Genomic DNA, 19,978 nt, shown 5'->3' with positions numbered 1-19,978 from the left:
GCCGTTCTCGCGCACCGGCGGCTTCACCTGACCGACGCCGCGAGCTGAATCGCTGTCGTGCGGCGGGAGCGCTACAGCGACCACCCCGTACGCTTCGAGTGCCACCTCACGCCCGCGGGCGTCGAACTGTGCGACGTCCTGATCACGCTCATGAGGTGGGGCGACCGCCACCTGCATCCCGACGACCCTCCGGTCCGCTGGCAGCACTCCTGCGGCGAGACCCTCGACGCGATGGTCATCTGCCGCCACTGCGGCGGCGAGGCCCGCGTCGGCGCCCACTCGCCGACCGGGCGCGGCGTGAGAGCCGGGAACACCCCGCGCACCCAGACCCCTGACCGCGCTGGGCTGTAGCCGCTACTTCCGGTGACATGCTTCCTTCTTGGACCCCAATTTCAGTACCCACCACCTCGAGCTCGGCGACGAGGTCGTGATCAAGCGGTACGCATCGTGGGACCGAGGAGAGCCGCACCGGGAGTGGACCGCGCTGACGCTCCTGGCCGAATACGCACCTGGTCTCGCGCCCGCACCTATCGAAGCCGCGCTCGACGCCGATCCGCCTGTGATCACGATGAGCAGACTGCCCGGCCGAGTTCTGCGCGGCACGCTCGCCACCGGCGAGCAGCTCGCCGCGCTCGCCACCGCCCTGAACCTGTTGCACCAGATCCCGGCCCAGGTAGTGGAAGCCGTCGAGCCTGCTCCCTGGGGACCTGTCGTAGCCGTGGACAAGGTCCGCACCTTGGCAGACAAACAACCCGATCTCGGCGAAGATCTCCTCGTACGGCGGGCATTCCAAGCGGGCGCCGCCTGGCTGGCCTCCGCCACCCCTGACAAGCTCACCACGAACCCTCTGCCGCCCGTTCTCGGGTTGGCGGACGGGAATCACGCGAACGTCCTGTGGGATGATCACGAGCGTCGCGTGTGGCTTATCGACTGGGAAGACTCCGGCCGCAGTGATCGCGCCTTCGAACTTGGCGAGGTAACCGAGCACATCTCGCGCGTCGACGGCACCCTGAACGCCGAGCGGTTGCTGGCCCACATCGACCTGGCGCCGGGAGAAGCCGAGCGTGTACGGGACTTTCGCCTCCTGATCGCGCTGGGTTGGTTCCTCCAGCTCGGCCCCGATGGCCCGGCGACACCTCACAACCCCGTCGGCACCTTGGAGCGCCAAGCCGAGAGGGTTCTGCATCTGCTCGGCTGAGGCCCTTAGCTCTCAGCCGACGAGGCTCGGCAGGTCAGGACCGCCTACCACGAGGTCGACGCCTTCCGCGTGGCCATTCAGGCTCTCGCTGAAGACGATCTGTCATGTCCGTCTGCTTATGCTGCGCGGTGTACTAACCCCGGCAGACGCTCGCCATCATCACGCGTAAAGAAGAACTACGGCGGCTGGCACTCAGGCATGCTCTGCTCGATGGGGCGGGCGTGGGCCGGCAACGCCACGGAACCCGCGAGGACGGTGGATACATGGGTGGCTTGACAGAAGACCCCGCCTTCCTGGCGACGACGTTCGTGGTCATCGACTTCGAGGCGACGACCCCCCGGGCTACCCGGCCCAGCCCATCGAGGTCGCCGCTCTCGCACTCCGCTACGAGGAAGGCGTGTGGACGGTGGTCGGCAGGAGCGCATCTCTCATCCGGCCGCCCGCGTTCGCCCCGGTGACGCCAGCCGTTACGGCCCAAACCGGCTTGACCCCCGAGCAGGTCAGGCAGGCCCCTAGTGCGACGTTCCTCATGGGAAGTGCAGATCCCCGCCGGCTCGGGACGCCGAGGGCTGGAAAGGCCGCTTTGGCAGCCTAGAATTCTCGACCGCGCGTTCGTGACCTCCATTGAGGAACGAAGCATTAGCGCCGCGGACGAGGACGCTCAGCTCAGCGATCTCGCGGCTCTGGTGAAAATCGCGGGGCGCACAGCCAAGTGCAACATGCCCGCCCAAGACGGATTGTTCAACATCTAACCTTCCGGCGGGAGAGGGCATATGCAAAACCGGTCTGAGATAGGACGGTGCTCATTCTGATGATCAAGGAACAGCCGGACCGCGACGAGGTCCCGTTCTGGTTCGATCCGCTGTGCCCCTGGGCGTGGATCACCTCGCGCTGGCTCCTGGAGGTCGAGCAGGTTCGGCCGGTGCGCGCCGATTGGCGGATCATGTCGCTGGCCCACCTGAACCTCGTCCAGCGCGAGGGCAAGGGACTCAGCGAGGACTACCTGGACCTGATGACGAAGGCATGGGGTCCGGTGCGGGTCTGCGCGGCAGCCGCTGAGCACGGTGGCCGCGGCGTCCTCGGACCGCTGTACACCGCCATCGGCACCCGGCTTCACAACCAAAGACGTCGCGACGATCCCATCGTTATCACCGAAGCTCTCGCGGAGGCGGGCCTGCCCGATTCGCTGGCCGCAGCCGCCATAAGCACGGAGTTCGATCAGCTCATCAGGGACTCGCACAACGAGGCGTTCAACAAGGTCGGCCTCGATGTCGGGACGCCCGTTCTCCGCATCGGCGGCACGGCCCTGTTCGGCCCCGTGATCACGCTGGCCCCCGCGGTGAAGCTGCCGGACGACTCTGGGATGGTCTGGTCATGGTCGCCGGGACGGACGGCTTCTTTGAGCTCAAGCGGAGCCGGGACCGCAAACCATCCTTTCAGTGAGTGGACACCGCAGCTCGGCCGACGTCGGCTGAGGCTGCGACCGTCGAGGCTCCCGCGTTCGGTTCGACAAGGAGAGGGACAACGACCGCGGAGTCTCGACCGGTACGCACCGTGATCCGGTGCAGCTGCCGACCGGAAGCGTTCGACGGGTCCGGTCAACCGATCCGGGCCGGTGCGCTGACCGCTCGCGCAATGCGGTGCCCGACAAGGCGCTCGGCCACGGCGAGCGGATACCAGGCGGCACCCGTCACCTCGGACTCCTGGATGCGCCCCACGTCCGCATGCGCTGTCACGAAGGAGTACCCGATGTCGAGATGGTAGTGATCCGGCTCGTTCTTCTCCGGTCGTGCCGGAACCCTGCCGTACTCGACGTAGACGGGGGTCTGCGACGCCGGGAAGACCTTGCCGGGGTCAAGACCGGTCTCCTCCGCCAACTCGCGCACTGCCGCGTCGATCAGTGTGGTGTCGGTCGGTTCGAGGTGACCTCCGGGCTGCAACGTGATCTCGTACGCGCGGTGCTCGACAAGCAGGATCTCGGCGTCACCGCGGACCAGCAGCGCACCGACAGTCACGTGCATCGGAAAATTCCGCCGCGAGGCGAAGTCCCCTCCCTGACACAGCAGTTGCACCGGCCCAGCCAGCAGCGCGGCCTCGTCCGGGTAGCGCTCGAGGTAGGCGGAAAGTGCGCTCGAGATGTCCGAGTCACTGATCGCCACGGGGCACCCCCACACCAGCCGGAGAGCAAAGCCCTCCGTGACCGGCTGTTCGGATGTGAGCGACGAGCACTGACACAGTCAGCTCCTTAGAAAGCACGCGGCCTACGAGGAGGTTCGCACCGTACAGGTTGGGCCCCACCGGTGCGCGCATGCCACGCCGAGCAGGCACACATCAGGTACCCACACTCCGTCCAAGGCGTGATCTCTCTGTGCCAAGCTCAAGCGGGACACGAGCGAGCGTGTAGCCCTCAGCCCGTTGATCGACGGTCTGGCCAGGCCGGATCCCCTCGTCAGTCGCAGCACCTTCACCGGTCACGTGACCTGCAGCGCCGTACTGATCGACCTGAGTGGACAGGTCCTGCACATTCACCACAACACCCTGGGCCTACTTCTCCTGCCAGGCGGTCACCTGGAAGACGCCGATGCCGACCTCCAGGCCGCGGCGCTCCGTGAACTCACCGAAGAGACCGGCATTCTCGCAGACATGGCCAACCGGGACCCTGTCATGGATGGGGTACAGCTGGACATCAACATCCACACCACCCCTGCCAATCCGGCCAAGGCCGAACCCGAGCAGCCGCACTTCGACTTCCGCTTCGCGTTCCGGGCCACCGGCCGACAGGGCCTCCACATCACCCTGCAGTCCGAGGAGGTCGGCGGTTATCGCTGGTTGAAGCCCATCGACTGCTCCTCACCCAGTGTCGCGGTGAAGCTCGCGACGTTCCTGTCCTCGTAGACCTTCTCTATCCAGGAGCCATCCCCATGCACTCGTCAGGAGGCGCCACCCCGCGCCATGTCGTCGTGATCCCCTGCCGGTACGGCTCGATCCGCTTCCCCGGAAAGCCTCTCGCGCTCCTGGGCGACAAGCCCCTGATGTGGCATGTCTACCAACGCTGCCAGAAGGCTGAGCGCATCGCGGAAACCTTCATCGCCACTGATGACGCGCGCATTCAGGAGGTATGCCGTCGGCTCGACATGGCCTGCCTGCTGACCCGAGACCACCTCGCCGGCACCGATCGAGTCGCCGAATGTCTCCGTTATCTGAAGGTGGACGGCTACCTCAACGTCCAGGGCAACGAGCCGTTCGTCTCTCCAGCGGCGATCGACGCGGTTTCCACCGCCCTGGCGCTGTCGGATCCGTCGGTCGCCGCCGTCAATCGCGCGCACGACTTGGGCGCCCGAGCACACGGGAAACTGGCGAGGGCTTACGCGGAGAGCTGGATCTCGAGCGGAGCGACAATGGGTTGTTCGAAGATCTCCGGAGCCGGCTCATCCTCAAAATAGAGCTCCAGCGCTTCCCGTAGATTGGCCAGCGCCTCGTCGACTGTGGGGCCTTGACTGGTCACTTCGACCTGCAGGCAGCGCGCGACATACCACCCCTCGTCATCGGGAGTGATGATCGCGGTGAACCTGGCAATCTCGCTCATGCCGTCAGCGTACGTCAGGGCGGTTGGGAAAGTCGCGTAAAGCCCAGGCCTGGGCGCTCCTGCGCGGGGAGGCTCCGAAATAAGGGCTCAGGCCTTTGCCGCGGCGCTCTCGCCGGTGAACGCGGCGACGGCGCCCAGGCCGAGGTAGACCAGGCCGCTGGTGACGTCGAGGCGGCGGCGGGCGCGGGCCGAGCGGCGCAGGCGACCGGCCATGGCCGAGGAGAGCAGGGCGTAGACACCGTCACTGGCCATGCCGAGGACGGTCCAGATCAGGCCGAGGAGCACGATCTGCGGGGCGATCGGGCCGGCGGCCGGATCGGTGAACTGGGGGAGGAAGGCGAGGAAGAAGATCGCTGTCTTCGGGTTGAGCACGTTGACCACGAAGCCCTCCCAGAAGATCCTGCTTCTCGTCGCGGCCGACGGCTCGGCCACCCCGTCCGGGTCGGGGCGGGTCATCAGCTTGCGGACGCCCAGCCAGACCAGGTAGGCCGCGCCCAGATACTTGACCACCGCGAACGCGGTCGCCGAGGCGGCCAGCAGGGCGCTGATGCCCAGGGCGGCGGCGGCCACGTGGACCAGGGACCCGAGGTGGATCCCCAGCACCGACACCAGTCCGGCCCCCCGGCCCTGGGCGACGCTGCGGGTCACGATGTAGAGCACCGCGGGGCCCGGCACGAGCAGCAGGGCAAGGGTCGCCGCCGCAAAAAGGGCAAGCATCGTCAAATCTGGCATATAGGGATCCTAGGTGCGCCCGATGCTCGGTCGCCAACGGGTTTCCGCCGAGTGCCGACGCCGCGGAGCCAGGCCCCCGTCGGGTCGGTCGCCGTGGAGCCAGGCCCCCCCGTCGGGTCGGTCGCCCTACGGGCGGGTCACCGAGGCCAGGGTGGCCAGCAGGGCGGTGGTGGCCGGGGGGTCGGGGGGCGCGCCGTAGGTGGCGGCGTAGACGCGGCGGGTCGAGCCGGGGAGCTCGATCACGGTGACCCCCGGGTTCCGGTGGGCCTGCAGGGCGAGCCCCGGCAGGGCGGTCACCCCGATCCCGGCGGCGACCAGGGCCTGGACGGCGACGGCGTCGTCGGTCGTGAAGGCGATCTCCGGCTCGAAACCCGCCCTGGCGCACAGCTCCAGCAGGTGGCTGCGGCACCGGTCGCAGCCCCCGATCCACTGGGAGTCGCGGTGCGAGGCCAGGTCGCCGGTCTGGTCGGAGGTGACCAGGTAGCTGGTGTCGTCCAGCAGGTGGAGCAGGCGGATGCCATCCTCCTCGGGGCCGGTGCCTTCGAAGCGGAAGATGACCGCCACGTCCACGTAGCCCGCCCGGAGCATGCGCAGCGCGTCGGGAGGCTCGGTCTCGGTCAGCCGCAGCTCCAGGCCGGGGTGCTCCCTGGCGAGGGCGGCGGCGGCCTGCGGCACGAACGTCCCCAGGGCCGAGGGGAAGGCGGCCAGCCTGACCCGTCCGGAGTGCAGGCCCACGTGCGCCGAGAGCTCGGCGGACGCGGAGTCGAGGCGGCCGATGATCTCGATGGCCCGCTCGGCCAGCAGGCGGCCCGCCTCGGTCAGCCGGATGCCCCGGCCGGCCCGCTGGATGAGCTTGGCCCCGGTCTCGGCTTCGAGCTTCGCGAGGTGGTGGCTCACCGAGGGCTGGGAGTAGTGCAGCTCCCTGGCCGCCGCGGTCACCGAGCCGTGCCTGGAGACCGCAGCGAGGACACGAAGCCGCACGATATCGAGCATGTATTAACTTTATCGATGAATGAACGGGAAGATGGGCATTAGACGTTATATATCTTCTCGGCGCATCCTTGAGGCATGAAGACGTTGACGCGCACCCGTCCGGGCCTGGCCGAGATCGTTGAGGGGGTCAGGGAACTCGTCGACCCGTCTGCCGACCCCCGGGCGACCGCCTTCGCGGTGGCGGACCTGTTGCGTGAACGGCTGCCGTCCTTCGAGATCCTCACCGAGGAAGAGCGTCTCGGCGACCCCGACGGCTACATCGGCCACACCCTCCACGCCGAGGAGGGCTTCTCGATCGTGGCCGTGGTCTGGCGGCCAGGCCAGAAGACCGTGATCCATGACCACATCGCCTGGTGCGTGTTCGGCGTGCTGCGGGGTGTCGAGTACGAGACCCTCTACCGCGACCATGGCGACCACCTGACCGAGATCGGCCGGACCGCCAACCAGATCGGGGAGGTCAGCGGTTTCGCCCCGCCCGGCGACATTCACCGTGTCCACAACACGGGGGACGAGACGGCCATCTCACTTCACATCTACGGGGCCGACCTCAGCGCCGCCCCCACCAGCGTGCGCCGGGTCTACGACCTGCCCGTCCGCTGAACCACGCCGTGGACGTCCTCCCCGGCCCGAAGGCCGTTGACGTCCTTCCCGGCCTGAAGGCGAGCGTCGCCTACTTCCCGATCTCGGGCTTTCGGTCGCTGTTCAGACTCTCCCTGATGGCCTCCAGGCGGGCCGCGCCCTCGACGTCGATGGCGGCGCGCTCGACCTCGATCATGCGGGCCTCGACGGAGCCGGAGGTCAGCTCGGCCTCGCCGAGTGCGCGGGCGTAACGCTTCTCGATCTTGTCGCGGACCTGGTCCAGGGTGGGCGTCTCACCGGCGGGGGTGAGCCCGGACAGATCGCCCATGGCCTTGTTGAGCTCCTCCTGGACCTTGGCCTGGTCAAGCTGGGAGAGCAGCCGCATCCGCTCGGCGATCTTCTTCTGCAGGGCCATCGCGTTGTTCTCGACCGAGGCGCGCGCCTGGGCGGAGAACTGCTTGGCCCGCTCGTAGGTCAGCTGCGACTCCTGCTGCGCGGCCTCGGCCGCCACCAGGCGGGAGGCGAAGGCACGGGCCGAGTCCTCGTACGACAGGGCCTTGCGCTCGTCGCCCGCGGACCGCGCCTGTTCGGCCAGCAGGAGGGCCTGGCGGGCGTTGGCCTGCAGCTTCCCGGTCTCCTCCGTCGAGCGGGCGAGCTTCATCTCCATCTCGCGCTCGTTGCCGATGACCGCGGCGGCCTGCTGGCTCAGCCGCTGATGCTGCTCCTTGGCCTCCGCGATGGCCTGCTCGATCTGCACGCGGGGGTCGGCCAGCTCGTCCAGCCGTCCGGAGAGGGCGAAGACCAGGTAACGCCAGGCCCGACGGATGACCTTGAACATGGGGGGCTCCTTATCGATCCAGCGCGTCGCGCGTGATCTGCTCGGTTTCGTGGAGGCCCTGGCGGACTCCTTCGAGGGCGTCGGCGAGCTCGTCCAGCACCCGGGTCGGCTCCAACCGGCCGTTCGCCGACACCGCCGACAGCTCCACCACACGGGCGAGGAGCTCCTCGATGCTGATGGCGCTCGACTCCATCCGGGCGAGCACCTGCTCCCTGGCCGATGAGAGCCGGTCGACCACGGCCCGCTGGGAGGCCAGCGAGGCGAGGGCACGATCGAGGTCCGCGACCAGGTCCTGCCTGGCCTCCGCGCGGGCCCGCGTCAACCGGGCCTGCTCGTGCCCGAGCCTGTCGAGGTCGAACCTGGCCAGCGCGGTGCCGGTGAGCGAGGCCTGCTCGGCCAGCCGCTCCAGGGTGGCCGTCGAGTCGTCCACCTGGGGGCGCATCAGCGCGATCCGCTCGGCCAGCGGGCCCTGCCCCATCGAGGCGCTCAGCTCGGCGAAGCCGTAGGCGGCGGATCCCGCCCGTCTCAGCCAGTACTCCTCCTGGCTGCCGGGGGTGACGGCGGGCCGGTCGCGGCTCCCGCGCTCCGGTAACGCCGAGATCCCGGCCTTGGCCAGCCAGACGACGACGCCGACGAACCCGGCGGCGACCGGGTGCACGCTGACGGCCCACGCGGCGCCGCCGGCGGTCGCGGCCAGCAGCAGGCCCCAGGGGTCCTTGAGTTCGTCGACGAAGCGTGCCATCAGAAGTTGGATACCACTGCGGTGAACACCTGGTCGATACTTCCAGGTTTGCGAGAGTCATACGCGGCGGCGTCGGTCGCCTCGGAGATCTTGCGCAGCACGTCGAGGTCGGAGTCCTGGCCGTAGGCGATGGTGAACATCCGCACCGTCTCCTGACCGGGTTCGGTGCGCAGGTCGGGCAGCAGGTTCTCCAGGGAGAGGCTGTCGGGGTCCTCGTTCTTGCCGTCGGTCAGGAAGACCACCGCGTTGATCGCGTCACCGCTCCGCAGCTTCCGCACCTGCTCGTGGGCGGCGAGGGCGGTGTCGTAGAGACCGGTGCCGCCGTCGGGGGTCAGGCCCTCAAGCCTGGCGCGCAGCTTCTTGCGCTGGGCGTTGTCGACGGCGGAGAGCGAGGCCAGCTCCAGATGGTCCCGCTCTCCGTCACGCTTGGTGGAGAACATCCACAGCCCGACCTTGTCGTGCGAGGCGAATTGGGGAAGCGCGTTGATCGCGGCCTGCTTGGCCAGGTCGAGCTTGCTCTTGCCGGTGCCGGACACGGTGGCGCCCATCGAACCGGAGACGTCGATGACCATGAGGACGTTCGCGGGCTTGCGCAGGTCGGCCCAGCTGGCGAGCACCTTGTCCAGCACGTTCGGCGCGGGCGGGCTGAGGGTCGCCTTCGGCTCGGCGGGCAGCAGCCCGTTCGCCTGGGTGATCAGCTTGCCCGCCTTGCCGTCGTAGGAGCGGAAGGCGAACTCGGCGAACCGCGCCTGCTGCTCGGGAGCCCGCAGGTGCGCCAGGAAGTCGGCCGCCACCGCACGCTTGGTGTCGTCGACCCACGGGGCGGTCAGCACCGCGTACGGGTTGTCGGAGTAGAGCGTGCCCTCCTTGGGATAGATCGCCACCAGCGGCACCTTGGGTTTGGCGTGCTTGCCCAGCGTCGCGGGGGCGCCGGTCGGGTTGCCCTGGTTGTAGTCCCAGACCGACTTCTCCTCCACCGCCACCGCGGAGATGTAGCTCAGGCCCGCGCCCGCGTCGTCGGCCCGCTGGAGGTTGGACAGGAACGTCAGCGTCGTGTCGCCGTAGTGCACGATCGAACGCTCCACGTCCCGTACGAAGTCCCTGGTCTTGGCGTCGGCCACGTTCTTCTCCGACAGGTCGCCGGACAGGCCGGTCGCCGCGAAGTAGGCGCCGATGGTGGCGTTCAGGCCGCTGGTGGAGAAGTTGGGGTTGGTCTTGCCCAGCTTGAACCGACCCCACTCGGGGTGGCCGTACTTCGCCCACGACCCGGCCGACACGGCGAGCAGGTCCGACCAGCCGAGCTTCTTGTCCGGCCAGCCGAGCGCCTGGGCCATCGGCATGGGCATCGCCACGACCAGGGGTGTCTTGGCGATCGACGGGTTCTCGGCGGCGACCAGGGAGCCGGAGTCCTTTTCCGAGACGCGTTGCTGGAGCAGGCTGACCCAGCCGCTGCCGGCGGGCGACCACACGTCGGGGCGGGGGCCGTCCTGCCGCTCGTCCCAGCCCCTGGCCAGGGCCTGCAGTGCGCCGCCGCTCGCCTTGGTCTCGATGACGACATCGGCGCAGCGCCCTTCCACGGTCTTGCCGCTGTAGCCGGAGGCGATCTCCCTGAGCAACTCGGCCTTCTCCGACGAGGCGGCGACGGTCAGGGTGACGCCGTCGTCACACGCCTTGGACTGCTCGCCGGCCTCGCGCGACGCGCCCGAGCCTCCGGGCCCGTTCGCGCCGACAAAGATCCGCAGGGCGACGATCAGAGCTCCGGCGAGAATGATCGCGACGATGAACGGGGCGAAGTTCCTACGCCGCTTCTGCGGTTGCTGGTACAACCCTGCCTCCCGGGGGATGTCTGTACTTATCCGACGAATGAACCGCCTTCGGAGTTCTCCCCGGTCAAAAGTCCTCGCGATCAGAAGTTGGAGATCACGCTGGTGAAGACCTGGTCGATGGTGTCGGCTCGCGACGAGTCGTAGGCGGCACCGTCGGTGGCCTCGGCGATCTGCTTGAGCACCCCCTGGTCCGCGCCCTCGCCGTACCCGATGGTGAACAGCCGCACGTCCGGGGTGAGCCTGCCGAGCAGGTTGTCCAGATCGCTGCCGCCGTTCTTCTCGTTCTTGCCGTCGGTGAGGAAGACCACCGCGTTGATGGCCCCCTCGTCCTTGGCCCCGCGCATCCGCTCGACGGCCGCCAGCGTGGTGTCGTACAGCCCGGTTCCGCCCCCGGCGGCCAGCCCGTTCAACTGGTCGCGGAGAGAGTCACCGATCTTCGACACCCGGTCGATCGGGACCAGCTCCAGATAGTCCTTCTCGCCGTCCTGCGCGGTGGAGAAGGCCCAGAGACCGACCTTGTCGTCCCCCCGGAACTGGGGCAGCGCGTTGATCGCCGCCTTCTTGGCCAGTTCCAGGCGGGTCTCGCCGGTGCCCGCCGCCTCCTCCTCCATCGAGCCCGATTTGTCCACCACGATCAGTACGTTGGCCCGCTTGCGCAGCTCAGACCAGCTCCGCAGGACCCTGTCCAGGACGGCGGGGGTGGGCGGGCTCAGCGTAGTGATCTTGGCGTCGGGGATGACGCCGTTCTGCTCCGTGGCCTGCGGGCCCGGCTTTCCCTCGAAGGAGCGGTAGCCGTACGACTGGAACCTCGCCTGAGCCTCGGGGCTGTGCAGGTAGGTCAGAAAGTCGTCGGCGACCGCTTTCTTGGCCGCGTCCATCCAGGTCAGCGGCACGTAGGGGTGGTCGGAGTAGAGCGTGCCCTCCTTGGGGTTGACCGCTACCAGCGGGGTGCGCGGCGGGGCGTGCCGTCCCAGGGTCGCCGGGTTGCCCGAGGGGTTGCCCCGGTTGTAGTCGGTGACCGAGTTCTCCTCGACGGTGATCGCGGAGATGTAGGCCATCGACTCGCCTCGGTCGTCCGCGCGCAGCAGGTTCCCCAGGAACGTCATGGAGATGTCGCCGTAGTGCACGATCGACTGCTCCACGCCCTGGACGAAGTTCCTGGTCTTGGCGTCGGCCACGTCACGGGCCGTCAGGTCCGAGGTGGTGCCGGTGGCGGCGAAGTAGGCGCCGATGGTGGCGTTCAGGCCGCTGGTGGAGAAGTTGGGGTTGGTCTTGCCCAGCTTGAACCGGCCCCACTCGGGGTGGCCGTACTTCGCCCACCCTCGCGGGTCGGCCGCCAGCCCGGCCAGCTCCGACCAGCCGATCGCCTTGCCGGGCCAGCCCAGTGCCTGGGCCATCGGCTTGGGCATCGCGAAGACCAGGGGCGCGGTGACGATCGGGCTCGGTTTGCCGTCGGCGACCGGTACGGTGCCGTCGGTGCTGGAGGCCTGCTGGCGCAGCAGCGTCACCCACGCCGACGCGGCGGGGGACCAGACGTCCGGCCGCCTGCCGTCGGTCTTCTCGTCCCACCCCTTGGCCAGCGCCCGCATCGCGGTGCCGGAGTTGGCCTCGTCGATGACCACGTCGGCGCAGCGCCCGGCCACGGTACGGCCGCTGTACTCCTTCGCGACCTCGCGCAGGATCCAGATCTTGTCCTGCGAGGACGCCACCCTGATCTGCGTCGACTCGCCGGAACAGGCGCCGGGCTCGTTCGGCTCGTCCCCCGGGCCGCCGCTGAAGTACCAGCGCAGTCCGGCGATCAGGGCGATGGCGAGTACCACGGCGAGCAGATACGGCAGGACACGCCGGCGGGGTCTTGCGGGGGGATAGACCACTGGATGATCGTACGACCTTCAGCACTTTTTCGCCGGGCCGTGGAACTTCGGGAAAGCCCGAAAAGACGGGACTTTTTCGCCGGGCCGTGGAACTTCGGGAAAGCCCGAAAAGACGGGACTTTTTCGCCGGGCCGTGGAACTTCGGGAAAGCCCGAAAAGACGGGACTCAGCCGGACAGCCGGCCGTGCCGTACGCCTCCCGTGTCGTATCGGTCCTGTATCGCATCCGGCACGACACGCCTGGCGCGTCGTGCCGGATACCCGGGCGATCAGGCCGTCGCGGAGCCGTACTCCTGGAGGAAGAGCGCCTCGGCGGTGGCGGTGCGACGGAGTTCCTCGATGTTCACCCGCTCGTTGGGGGCGTGGATCGCCGCGTCGTCGTCCTCGGCGCCGAAGAGCAGGATCGCGGCGGCGGGGAACTGCCTGGCGAAGGTGGAGACGAGCGGGATCGAGCCGCCGGCGCCGACGTCGCGCGGCGGGCGGCCGAAGGCGCGTTCCATGGCCCGGTTCAGCGCGGAGCGGGCCGCGCCGCCGGTGTCGGCGAGGTAGCCGGAGCCCATGGTGTAGTCGCCGACGTCCACCTGGACGCCCCAGGGTGCGACCTGCCGCAGGAAGTCGACGACCGCCTCGACCGTCGTCTTCGGGTCGCCGGCCGGGGGAACCCGCACGGTCACCCGGGCCCTGGCGACAGCCTGGACCGCGTTGACGGCGCCGGAGAGCGGCGGCACGTCCAGGCCGGTGACCGTGATCGCGTACGAGGCCCACAGGCGGTCCGCCAGCGAGCCCGAGCCGATGGTGGAGACGCCGTCGAGCACACCCGCGGTGGACCGGAAGTCCTCCTCCGACGGGCCGGAGCCGAGGAATCTGCCGCGCGGCAGGCCGGGAACGCGGATGTCGCCGTGGTCGTCGTGCAGGGCGGCGAGCATCCGGATCAGCGCCGCTAGGGCATCCGGGGCGGCGCCGCCGAACGAGCCGCTGTGCAGCGACTCCTTGAGGGTGCGCACCTCGACGGTGAAGGCGCCCATGCCGCGCAGCGAGGTCGTCACCGACGGGTCGCCCACCCGGGGGTTACCGGTGTCGGCGACCACGATCGCGTCGGCGCGGAACAGTTCGGGGTTGTGCTCGACGAAGGACTCCAGGCGCTCGCCGGCGTACTCCTCCTGGCCCTCGATGATGACCTTGACGCCGACCGGGAAGCGGCCCTGGAAGGCGCGGAGCGCCGCGACGTGAGAGATGACGCCCGACTTGTCATCGGCCGCGCCGCGGCCGTGGATCGCGCCGTTGATCTCCGTCGGCTCGAAGGGCGGGGTGCGCCAGAGTGCGAGGTCACCCGTGGGCTGCACGTCGTAGTGGGCGTACAGGAGAACGGTCGGCGCGCCCGGCGGGGCAGGGGCCTCGGCGTAGACGGCGGGGAAGCTCCCCGCGACGGGGATCTGCTGAACGCGGGGCAGGCCGGTGCTCCGCAGCAGCTCCTCGGTCACCGCGGCGGCCGCGTGCACGGGCTCCTCCGGGTGGCCGGGGAAGGCCACGGAGGGGATGGCGACGAGCCTCTTGAGGTCCGCGATCGCCTGGGGCAGACCGGCGGTGACGGCGTTCTCGATCTCGTCAGGAGTCACGACTTTCCCTCGCATCTGAATATCTGGTCCGTCCTATTGGATCACAGCCGCCGGTGCGGAGGCGCTCGCACGTGGCGTCGGCATACCAGGGTTCCGCCAAGTGGAACAGGGGGTTGGGTAAGATTCCGGGCGCCACTGTCGGGCGCCGTCACCCTATGACGGATTTCGTCGTTGTTGCATGCATGTTTTGCGGATTTCGGCGAACTAAACACTTCAATGCCATGTTTTCGCTTGGCAAGAGAGGTTCTGGCAGGCAGACTGGTGGGAGCTCAGCTAAACGAGGGAAGATCGTGATGAAGCACCCTGAAAACACCGACGTGACCTCGCTCATGAAGGCCGCGCAGGACAACCTGTGGATGCACTTCACCCGGCACAGCTCGTACGAGGGCGCCGAGGTTCCGATGATCGTGAGGGGCGAGGGCTCCCACATCTACGACGTGCACGGCAAGCGCTACCTCGACGGCCTCGCCGGGCTCTTCGTGGTCCAGGCGGGACACGGCCGCAGCGAGCTGGCCGAGGCCGCCGCCAAGCAGGCCCAGGAGCTGGCGTTCTTCCCGCTCTGGTCGTACGCGCACCCCAAGGCGGTCGAGCTGGCCCAGCGTCTCGCCGCCGAGACCCCCGGCGATCTCAACCGGGTCTTCTTCACCACCGGCGGCGGCGAGGCCGTCGAGAGCGCGTGGAAGCTCGCCAAGCAGTATTTCAAGCTGACCGGCAAGCCGCTCAAGCACAAGGTCATCAGCCGCCAGATCGCCTACCACGGCACCCCGCAGGGCGCCCTGTCGATCACCGGCATCCCCGCCTTCAAGCAGATGTTCGAGCCGCTGGTCCCGGGCTCGGTCCGAGTGCCCAACACCAACCACTACCGTGCCGACGAGATCACCGGCGTGCCCGGCATGACACCGGAGCAGTACGGCTACTGGGCCGCCGAGCGCGTCGCCCGCGCCATCGAGATGGAGGGCCCCGACACGGTGGCCGCCGTCTTCGTCGAGCCGGTGCAGAACGCCGGAGGCTGCTTCCCGCCGCCGCCCGGATACTTCCAGCGCCTCCGTGAGATCTGCGACGAGTACGATGTCCTGCTCGTCTCGGACGAGGTCATCTGCGCCTTCGGCCGCCTCGGTACCATGTTCGGCGGGCAGAAGTTCGACTACGTCCCCGACATCATCACCTGCGCCAAGGGCATGACCAGCGGCTACTCGCCGATCGGCGCCATGATCGCCTCCGATCGCCTCTTCGAGCCGTTCAAGAACGGCACCGAGATGTTCGCCCACGGCTACACCTTCGGCGGTCACCCGGTCTCCTCGGCCGTCGCGCTGGCCAACCTCGACCTGTTCGAGCGGGAGGACCTGCTCGGCCACGTCACCCGCAACGAGCCGGTCTTCCGCTCCACCCTGGAGAGCCTCCTCGACCTGCCGATCGTCGGCGACGTGCGCGGCTCCGGTTACTTCTGGGGCGTCGAGCTCGTCAAGGACAAGGCCACCAAGGAGACCTTCAACGCCGACGAGTCGGAACGTCTCATCAGGGGCTTCCTCTCCGGAGCCCTGTACGAGGCGGGCCTGTACTGCCGCGCCGACGACCGCGGCGACCCGGTCATCCAGCTCGCCCCGCCGCTCATCTGCGGCCCCAAGGAGTTCGACGAGATCGGGTCCATCCTCCGTTCGGTGCTGAAGGAGGCGTGGAGCCGGCTCTGAGCATGAGCGGCCGCGCACGGCTCGCCGGAGGCCCGCCGTGACATCCCCCATCGAGAAGTCGAAAGGAACCTCCATGAAAATCGGCGTGCCTGCCGAGGTCAAGAACCATGAGTACCGTGTCGCCGCGACCCCGGCAGGTGTGTACGAACTTGCCCGGCACGGCCACGACGTCTACGTCCAGCGCGGCGCGGGCATCGGCTCGCACCTCGGTGACGAGGACTATCTCTCCGCCGGAGCCAAGATCCTTGACTCCGCCGACGAGGTGTGGGGCCAGGCGGAGATGATCCTCAAGGTGAAGGAGCCCATCGCGGAGGAGTACCACCGCATGCGCCCCGGCCAGGTGCTCTTCACCTACCTGCACCTCGCGGCCGGCCGCGAGTGCGCCGAGGCCCTGCTGGAGCGGCAGGTCACCGCCATCGCGTACGAGACGGTCCAGGTCGGCAACACCCTGCCGCTGCTCGCCCCGATGTCCGAGGTCGCGGGCCGCCTGGCCCCGCAGGTCGGCGCCTACAACCTGATGCGCTTCAACGGCGGGCGCGGCGTGCTGCCCGGCGGCGTGCCGGGCGTGGCCCCCGCCAAGGTCGTCGTCATCGGCGCCGGCGTGGCCGGGCTCAACGCCGCGCAGATCGCGGTCGGCATGGGCGCGGACGTCACGGTCCTCGACCTCAACGTCGATCGCCTGCGCTTCATCGACGCCATCTACCAGGGCCGGCTCAAGACCCTCGTCTCGACCTCGTACGCGATCGAGAAGGAGGTCGTGACGGCCGACCTGGTCATCGGGGCCGTACTGATCCCCGGCGCCAAGGCCCCGACCCTCGTCTCCAACGAGCTGGTCTCCTCCATGAGGCCGGGCTCCGTGCTCGTCGACATCGCCATCGACCAGGGCGGCTGCTTCGAGGACTCCCGGCCGACCACGCACGCCGAGCCGACCTACCGGGTCCACGACTCGATCTTCTACTGCGTGGCCAACATGCCGGGTTCGGTCGCCAACACCTCCACCTACGCGCTGACCAACGCCACGCTGCCCTACGCGGTCAAGCTGGCCGGCCTCGGCTGGGAGAACGCGCTCAAGCAGGATGCCTCCCTCGCGCTGGGCCTCAACACCCACGCGGGACGGCTCACCAACGAGCAGGTCGCCATCGCCCTCGACCTGCCCTACGTGCCGATCTCCGAGGTCATCGCCGCCTGAACCGGTCCTGTGCGGCCCGCGTCCCATCCCGTTGGGACGCGGGCCGCACGGCATCGGTCACGTTGACCGGGGGAGCGCACGGCATCGGTCACGTTGACCAGGCGGAGCGCAGGGCGCGAACGGTGACCAGGGCCTGCTCGACCTCCGCCGGGGTCGGCCAGGGAACACCGCCGGGACGGAGCAGCGTGGCCCGGATGGACGCCAGGTGTTCGATCGCACCCGGTGACAGACCGCTCCGTTCGGTCAGCCAGGCCGTGACGTCCGTGTGGTCACGCAGCGGCCGGGTGACGAGATCCCAGGTGCCAAGGAGCTCGGTCAGGTCGCCGATCCTCAGCGGGGCACCGCCCCGCCGGGCCACGGCGGCCGCGGCCAGCTCGGCGCGGGCGACGAGTTCGGGTTCGGTGGCCCGATCCCAGAGGGGGGACGGCGGATCGGACAGCCACCGCTCCGCCTCGCGGGAGAAACCCGCGGCCGACAGCAGCGCGGCCAGCTCGACGGCGGCCCTGTGGTGCCCGGCCTGTGCCGCCTGGCGGAACCAGTGCTGCCCGCCCCGCAGGTCGCTGTGCTCGGCGATGAGCAGCAGACCGAAATTGAAAGCGGCCTCCGGATCACCACCCGCCGCGGCCCGGCTGAACCAGTGGCCGGCCCCACGCGCGTCGCTCATCTCCACGCACACGAACCCCGCGGTCCGCTGGTCGTCGATCCTGCCGGTGCAGGCGGCCCGCTCGAACCAGGCGCGAGCGGTGCGCAGGTCGCCGAGGGAGAGCGCGATGCCGCCGAGCTGGGACGCGGCTCCGGGGTGCTCGTTCCTGGCGGCCAGCCGGTAGAACGCCTCCGCCCCCTCCGGATCACGGTTGGCCTGCAGGAACAGGCCGAGGTGGTAGGCCGCGTCGGCGTGACCGCCCCGGGCGGCCAGCTCCCACCAGCGCAGCGTCTCGTCATCCTCGCCGGAGGCGTAGGCGAGAAAACCCAGGTCGTGAGCCGAGGCCAGATCGCCGTCCATCGCGGCCCTGCGGTGCCACTCCCCGGCGGACTTCGCCTCGCCGGCGTCCTCGCAGAGCAGCGCGAGCCTCCTGGCCGCGGCACGGGAACCCGCCCTTGCCGCCGTCTCGTACCACCGCCGGGCGGCCGGGGCGTCGCCGTGCTGGTCGAGCAGGAGCGTCGCCAGGTTCACCGCGGCCTCGACGTCGCCGGCGTCGGCCGCCAACTCGTACCACCTCGCGGCCTCCGCGGGGGTGCCGTGCTTCTCGTGCCAGACACCCAGGTTGTAGGCGCTGTCGAGGTTGCCCGCGACCGCCGCGCGCTCCCACCAGTGCCGCGCCGCCGAGCGGTCGCCCCGCTGCGCGAAGTGGCGGCCGAGCAGGTGAGCGGCCTGCACGTCACCGCCGTGCGCGGAGAGCAGCAGCTCCGTCTCGCCGTCCGTATCGTTCTCGTGCTCAGTGCTCCGGGGGGTGGGTATCAGCCCCGCGCTCGCCTCCGGGTCGTCAGGCCACCACCCCATGTCCCCCTCCTTGCCGACGGCACGCAGCCGACAGATCACAGAGTGCCATGTAACCGGCCGACAGCGGAGGGTAATCATGGACTTCCGCCTCGCGTCCGGCTCAGACGAAGTGCACGAATCCCATGTACATCCCCATCGAGCAGATGTAGCGCAGGGAACCCGCGCCCCGTGCGCCGAGCCGCACGGTGGCGGGGAGCGCCACGTCGCGGCCGTCGATCGTGAGCGTCCGGTTGCAGCCGGGGTCGCCTGCGAGGCGGAAGACGAGTTCGGTGGGCACTCCCGCGCGGGCGGTCACCACACCGGGACGGTAGCCGTCGCGGGTGGCCCAGATCTCGATCCGCTGCACGCCGCCGGTGCGCGTGGCCGTTCCCGCCGGGCCGTCCGGGGCGCCTGTCGGGCCGGCTGACGTCGTCCCTCGCCGGCCGCCCGTCATCTCCGCCGGGCCGTCCGTTGCCGGCACCGGATGGCCCACGGCTGGCGCCGGGCCGCCGGATCCGGGCAGCCAGCCTCCCAGGCGCAGCCCCGAGGAGACGGTCCACAGGCCCGCCGCCAGCGCGACGACCCCCGCCAGCGCCGCCAGCCTGGTGGCGGCGGCCCGCCGCAGGATGAGTCCGAGCAGTGCGAACGCCGGTGCCGTCCCGGCCACGAACCCCGCCATCACCGCGGCCCCGCCCAGCGCCGACCCGCTGGAGACCGCCACCATCTCGGTGCTGAGCGTCACCCCGCACGGCAGCAGGACCGTCGCCGCGCCCAGCGCCACCGCCCTGGGCGCGGGAGCGGTGATCCGGGAGAAGGCTCCGCGCCGGGGGGCGGCGTCGCGCCGGGGGGCACGCCCGTCCGCAGCCTCGTCGGGGCCGTGTTCACCGCTCGACCCGCCGCATCCCTGAGCCTGTCCGCACTCGTGCCCGTCCGGTTCGGGTTCGCGGTCCCGCTCGCGGCCGAACGTGCGGATCCCGAAGATCATGACCACGATCCCGGCCACGACGAGCAGTGCGGCCCTGAGCTGAGGACCCAGCTGTACGGCGGACCCCACCAGCCCGAGCAGGATCCCGGCCGCCACGTGGGAGCCGGAGCGCCCGGCCAGGAAGAGCGCGACGGCCGCCGGGCTCGACAGCCCCGCGGCGAGCCCGCCGCGCCCGCCGGAGCAGGCCGATCGGCCGCCGGAGGAGAGCCCGGTGAGCAGGCCGCCCTGCACGGCCGCGCACGAGGTGGTGCCCGCCACCAGCCCCGCGGCGAGCCCTCCGGCGAACAGTGTGGCCGCCCCCGCGCTCAGCGGATGTCTCCGGTACCACTCCAGATCCCCACGGAGCAAACCTAATCCCGCCGGAGGCCAACCGACAGTGACATTTCCTTACCCTGTGCTCATGCCGCCCTTACCGGACGTTCGGTCCCCTCCCGTCGGGAGCCGATCGCCATCCGGCACCGGCCCGGCTCCCGGCCCGGTCGGTGAACACGGCTAGAGTCGGCGGGCTCTGATCGAGAGTAGATCTGCCACGACCCCAGCCTGGCATCCGCCACTGACAGAATCGACCGGTCGCGAGGTGCCATTCGGGGGCGCGGTAGAGACCAGCCTTTCAAGCCGAGCTGCAGGAGGCACTGCGGTAACGAAGAGGGGCA

18 protein-coding genes and 1 pseudogene are annotated in these 19,978 nt (G+C 69.6%); 8 read left to right on the top strand and 11 right to left on the bottom strand.

What is annotated here, in order from left to right:
* Positions 1-57 precede the first annotated feature (57 nt).
* The 3 genes and pseudogenes from OIE13_RS24160 to OIE13_RS24150 all read left to right on the top strand — a co-directional run bounded on the left by OIE13_RS24160 (position 58) and on the right by OIE13_RS24150 (position 2,641).
* Positions 58-351 carry a winged helix-turn-helix transcriptional regulator gene (locus OIE13_RS24160; RefSeq protein ID WP_326636284.1) on the top strand — a complete coding sequence of 98 codons (294 nt, stop codon included), beginning with the start codon at positions 58-60 and terminating at the stop codon, positions 349-351.
* 28 nt (positions 352-379) lie between these two features.
* Positions 380-1,198, top strand: coding sequence for a phosphotransferase family protein (locus tag OIE13_RS24155; RefSeq protein WP_326636286.1), 819 nt, complete (start codon positions 380-382; stop codon positions 1,196-1,198).
* 811 nt (positions 1,199-2,009) lie between these two features.
* Positions 2,010-2,641, top strand: a pseudogene (locus OIE13_RS24150) (mycothiol-dependent nitroreductase Rv2466c family protein).
* A 155-nt stretch (positions 2,642-2,796) separates the two neighbouring features.
* Here the strand turns inward: OIE13_RS24150 and OIE13_RS24145 are convergent.
* Positions 2,797-3,357: an NUDIX hydrolase gene (locus OIE13_RS24145; protein ID WP_326636288.1), complete on the bottom strand. Its 561-nt coding sequence runs from the start codon at positions 3,355-3,357 to the stop codon at positions 2,797-2,799.
* A 256-nt stretch (positions 3,358-3,613) separates the two neighbouring features.
* Between OIE13_RS24145 and OIE13_RS24140 the strand changes: the two genes are divergently transcribed.
* Positions 3,614-4,093 carry an NUDIX domain-containing protein gene (locus tag OIE13_RS24140; RefSeq protein WP_326828797.1) on the top strand — a complete coding sequence of 160 codons (480 nt, stop codon included), beginning with the start codon at positions 3,614-3,616 and terminating at the stop codon, positions 4,091-4,093.
* A 26-nt stretch (positions 4,094-4,119) separates the two neighbouring features.
* The gene (locus OIE13_RS36795) at positions 4,120-4,641 is read left to right on the top strand and encodes a cytidylyltransferase domain-containing protein (protein ID WP_442811511.1); all 522 of its coding nucleotides are present in this window, start codon (positions 4,120-4,122) and stop codon (positions 4,639-4,641) included.
* On the opposite strand, the gene OIE13_RS24130 is transcribed toward OIE13_RS36795, so the two are convergent.
* From OIE13_RS24130 to OIE13_RS24120, 3 genes are all read right to left on the bottom strand, one after another.
* A complete protein-coding gene (locus tag OIE13_RS24130; RefSeq protein ID WP_326636293.1) occupies positions 4,563-4,784 on the bottom strand; it encodes a type II toxin-antitoxin system HicB family antitoxin in 222 nt (73 codons plus the stop codon). The two genes, OIE13_RS36795 and OIE13_RS24130, sit on opposite strands and share 79 nt — an antisense overlap.
* A gap of 87 nt (positions 4,785-4,871) precedes the next feature.
* Positions 4,872-5,516: a LysE family translocator gene (locus OIE13_RS24125; protein ID WP_326828796.1), complete on the bottom strand. Its 645-nt coding sequence runs from the start codon at positions 5,514-5,516 to the stop codon at positions 4,872-4,874.
* A gap of 126 nt (positions 5,517-5,642) precedes the next feature.
* Positions 5,643-6,509, bottom strand: a complete 867-nt coding sequence (locus OIE13_RS24120) for a LysR family transcriptional regulator (protein WP_326636297.1) — start codon at positions 6,507-6,509, stop codon at positions 5,643-5,645.
* Positions 6,510-6,584: 75 nt separating this feature from the next.
* On the opposite strand from OIE13_RS24120, the gene OIE13_RS24115 reads away from it, so the two are divergent.
* Entirely contained in the window at positions 6,585-7,109 is a 525-nt protein-coding gene (locus OIE13_RS24115) for a cysteine dioxygenase family protein (protein WP_326636300.1), read from the top strand.
* Positions 7,110-7,179: 70 nt separating this feature from the next.
* Here the strand turns inward: OIE13_RS24115 and OIE13_RS24110 are convergent, their stop codons facing one another.
* The 5 genes from OIE13_RS24110 to OIE13_RS24090 form a co-directional block, all read right to left on the bottom strand.
* Positions 7,180-7,926: a PspA/IM30 family protein gene (locus tag OIE13_RS24110; RefSeq protein ID WP_326636301.1), complete on the bottom strand. Its 747-nt coding sequence runs from the start codon at positions 7,924-7,926 to the stop codon at positions 7,180-7,182.
* A 10-nt stretch (positions 7,927-7,936) separates the two neighbouring features.
* Positions 7,937-8,668, bottom strand: a complete 732-nt coding sequence (locus OIE13_RS24105; RefSeq protein ID WP_326636303.1) for a hypothetical protein — start codon at positions 8,666-8,668, stop codon at positions 7,937-7,939.
* Positions 8,668-10,494: a substrate-binding and VWA domain-containing protein gene (locus tag OIE13_RS24100; protein WP_326636304.1), complete on the bottom strand. Its 1,827-nt coding sequence runs from the start codon at positions 10,492-10,494 to the stop codon at positions 8,668-8,670. The genes OIE13_RS24105 and OIE13_RS24100 overlap by 1 nt, the downstream gene beginning before the upstream one ends.
* 80 nt (positions 10,495-10,574) lie before the next feature.
* Positions 10,575-12,368, bottom strand: a complete 1,794-nt coding sequence (locus OIE13_RS24095; protein WP_326636305.1) for a substrate-binding and VWA domain-containing protein — start codon at positions 12,366-12,368, stop codon at positions 10,575-10,577.
* A gap of 268 nt (positions 12,369-12,636) precedes the next feature.
* A complete protein-coding gene (locus OIE13_RS24090; RefSeq protein WP_326636307.1) occupies positions 12,637-13,983 on the bottom strand; it encodes a M20/M25/M40 family metallo-hydrolase in 1,347 nt (448 codons plus the stop codon).
* Between the two features lie 293 nt (positions 13,984-14,276).
* On the opposite strand from OIE13_RS24090, the gene OIE13_RS24085 reads away from it, so the two are divergent.
* Positions 14,277-15,671 carry an aspartate aminotransferase family protein gene (locus tag OIE13_RS24085; protein WP_326636309.1) on the top strand — a complete coding sequence of 465 codons (1,395 nt, stop codon included), beginning with the start codon at positions 14,277-14,279 and terminating at the stop codon, positions 15,669-15,671.
* Positions 15,672-15,744: 73 nt separating this feature from the next.
* Positions 15,745-16,860, top strand: a complete 1,116-nt coding sequence (gene ald, locus OIE13_RS24080) for an alanine dehydrogenase (protein ID WP_326636311.1) — start codon at positions 15,745-15,747, stop codon at positions 16,858-16,860.
* 88 nt (positions 16,861-16,948) lie between these two features.
* Here the strand turns inward: ald and OIE13_RS24075 are convergent, their stop codons facing one another.
* Entirely contained in the window at positions 16,949-18,361 is a 1,413-nt protein-coding gene (locus tag OIE13_RS24075) for an SEL1-like repeat protein (RefSeq protein WP_326828795.1), read from the bottom strand.
* 100 nt (positions 18,362-18,461) lie between these two features.
* Positions 18,462-19,673, bottom strand: a complete 1,212-nt coding sequence (locus OIE13_RS24070; RefSeq protein WP_326828794.1) for a sulfite exporter TauE/SafE family protein — start codon at positions 19,671-19,673, stop codon at positions 18,462-18,464.
* Between the last annotated feature and the right edge of the window lie 305 nt (positions 19,674-19,978).

This window comes from Streptosporangium sp. NBC_01810, from assembly GCF_035917355.1.
Lineage (GTDB): Bacteria > Actinomycetota > Actinomycetes > Streptosporangiales > Streptosporangiaceae > Streptosporangium.
This window is presented reverse-complemented; position numbering and strand designations above follow the sequence as displayed.

Bases quoted from the DNA above. Each gene is read 5' to 3' on its own strand.
- OIE13_RS36795 (WP_442811511.1), top strand. From the start codon at position 4,120: ATGCACTCGTCAGGAGGCGCCACCCCGCGCCATGTCGTCGTGATCCCC.
- OIE13_RS24130 (WP_326636293.1), bottom strand. From the start codon at position 4,784: ATGAGCGAGATTGCCAGGTTCACCGCGATCATCACTCCCGATGACGAG.
- OIE13_RS24125 (WP_326828796.1), bottom strand. From the start codon at position 5,516: ATGCCAGATTTGACGATGCTTGCCCTTTTTGCGGCGGCGACCCTTGCC.
- OIE13_RS24120 (WP_326636297.1), bottom strand. From the start codon at position 6,509: ATGCTCGATATCGTGCGGCTTCGTGTCCTCGCTGCGGTCTCCAGGCAC.
- OIE13_RS24115 (WP_326636300.1), top strand. From the start codon at position 6,585: ATGAAGACGTTGACGCGCACCCGTCCGGGCCTGGCCGAGATCGTTGAG.
- OIE13_RS24110 (WP_326636301.1), bottom strand. From the start codon at position 7,926: ATGTTCAAGGTCATCCGTCGGGCCTGGCGTTACCTGGTCTTCGCCCTC.
- OIE13_RS24105 (WP_326636303.1), bottom strand. From the start codon at position 8,668: ATGGCACGCTTCGTCGACGAACTCAAGGACCCCTGGGGCCTGCTGCTG.
- OIE13_RS24085 (WP_326636309.1), top strand. From the start codon at position 14,277: ATGAAGCACCCTGAAAACACCGACGTGACCTCGCTCATGAAGGCCGCG.
- ald (WP_326636311.1), top strand. From the start codon at position 15,745: ATGAAAATCGGCGTGCCTGCCGAGGTCAAGAACCATGAGTACCGTGTC.
- OIE13_RS24075 (WP_326828795.1), bottom strand. From the start codon at position 18,361: ATGGGGTGGTGGCCTGACGACCCGGAGGCGAGCGCGGGGCTGATACCC.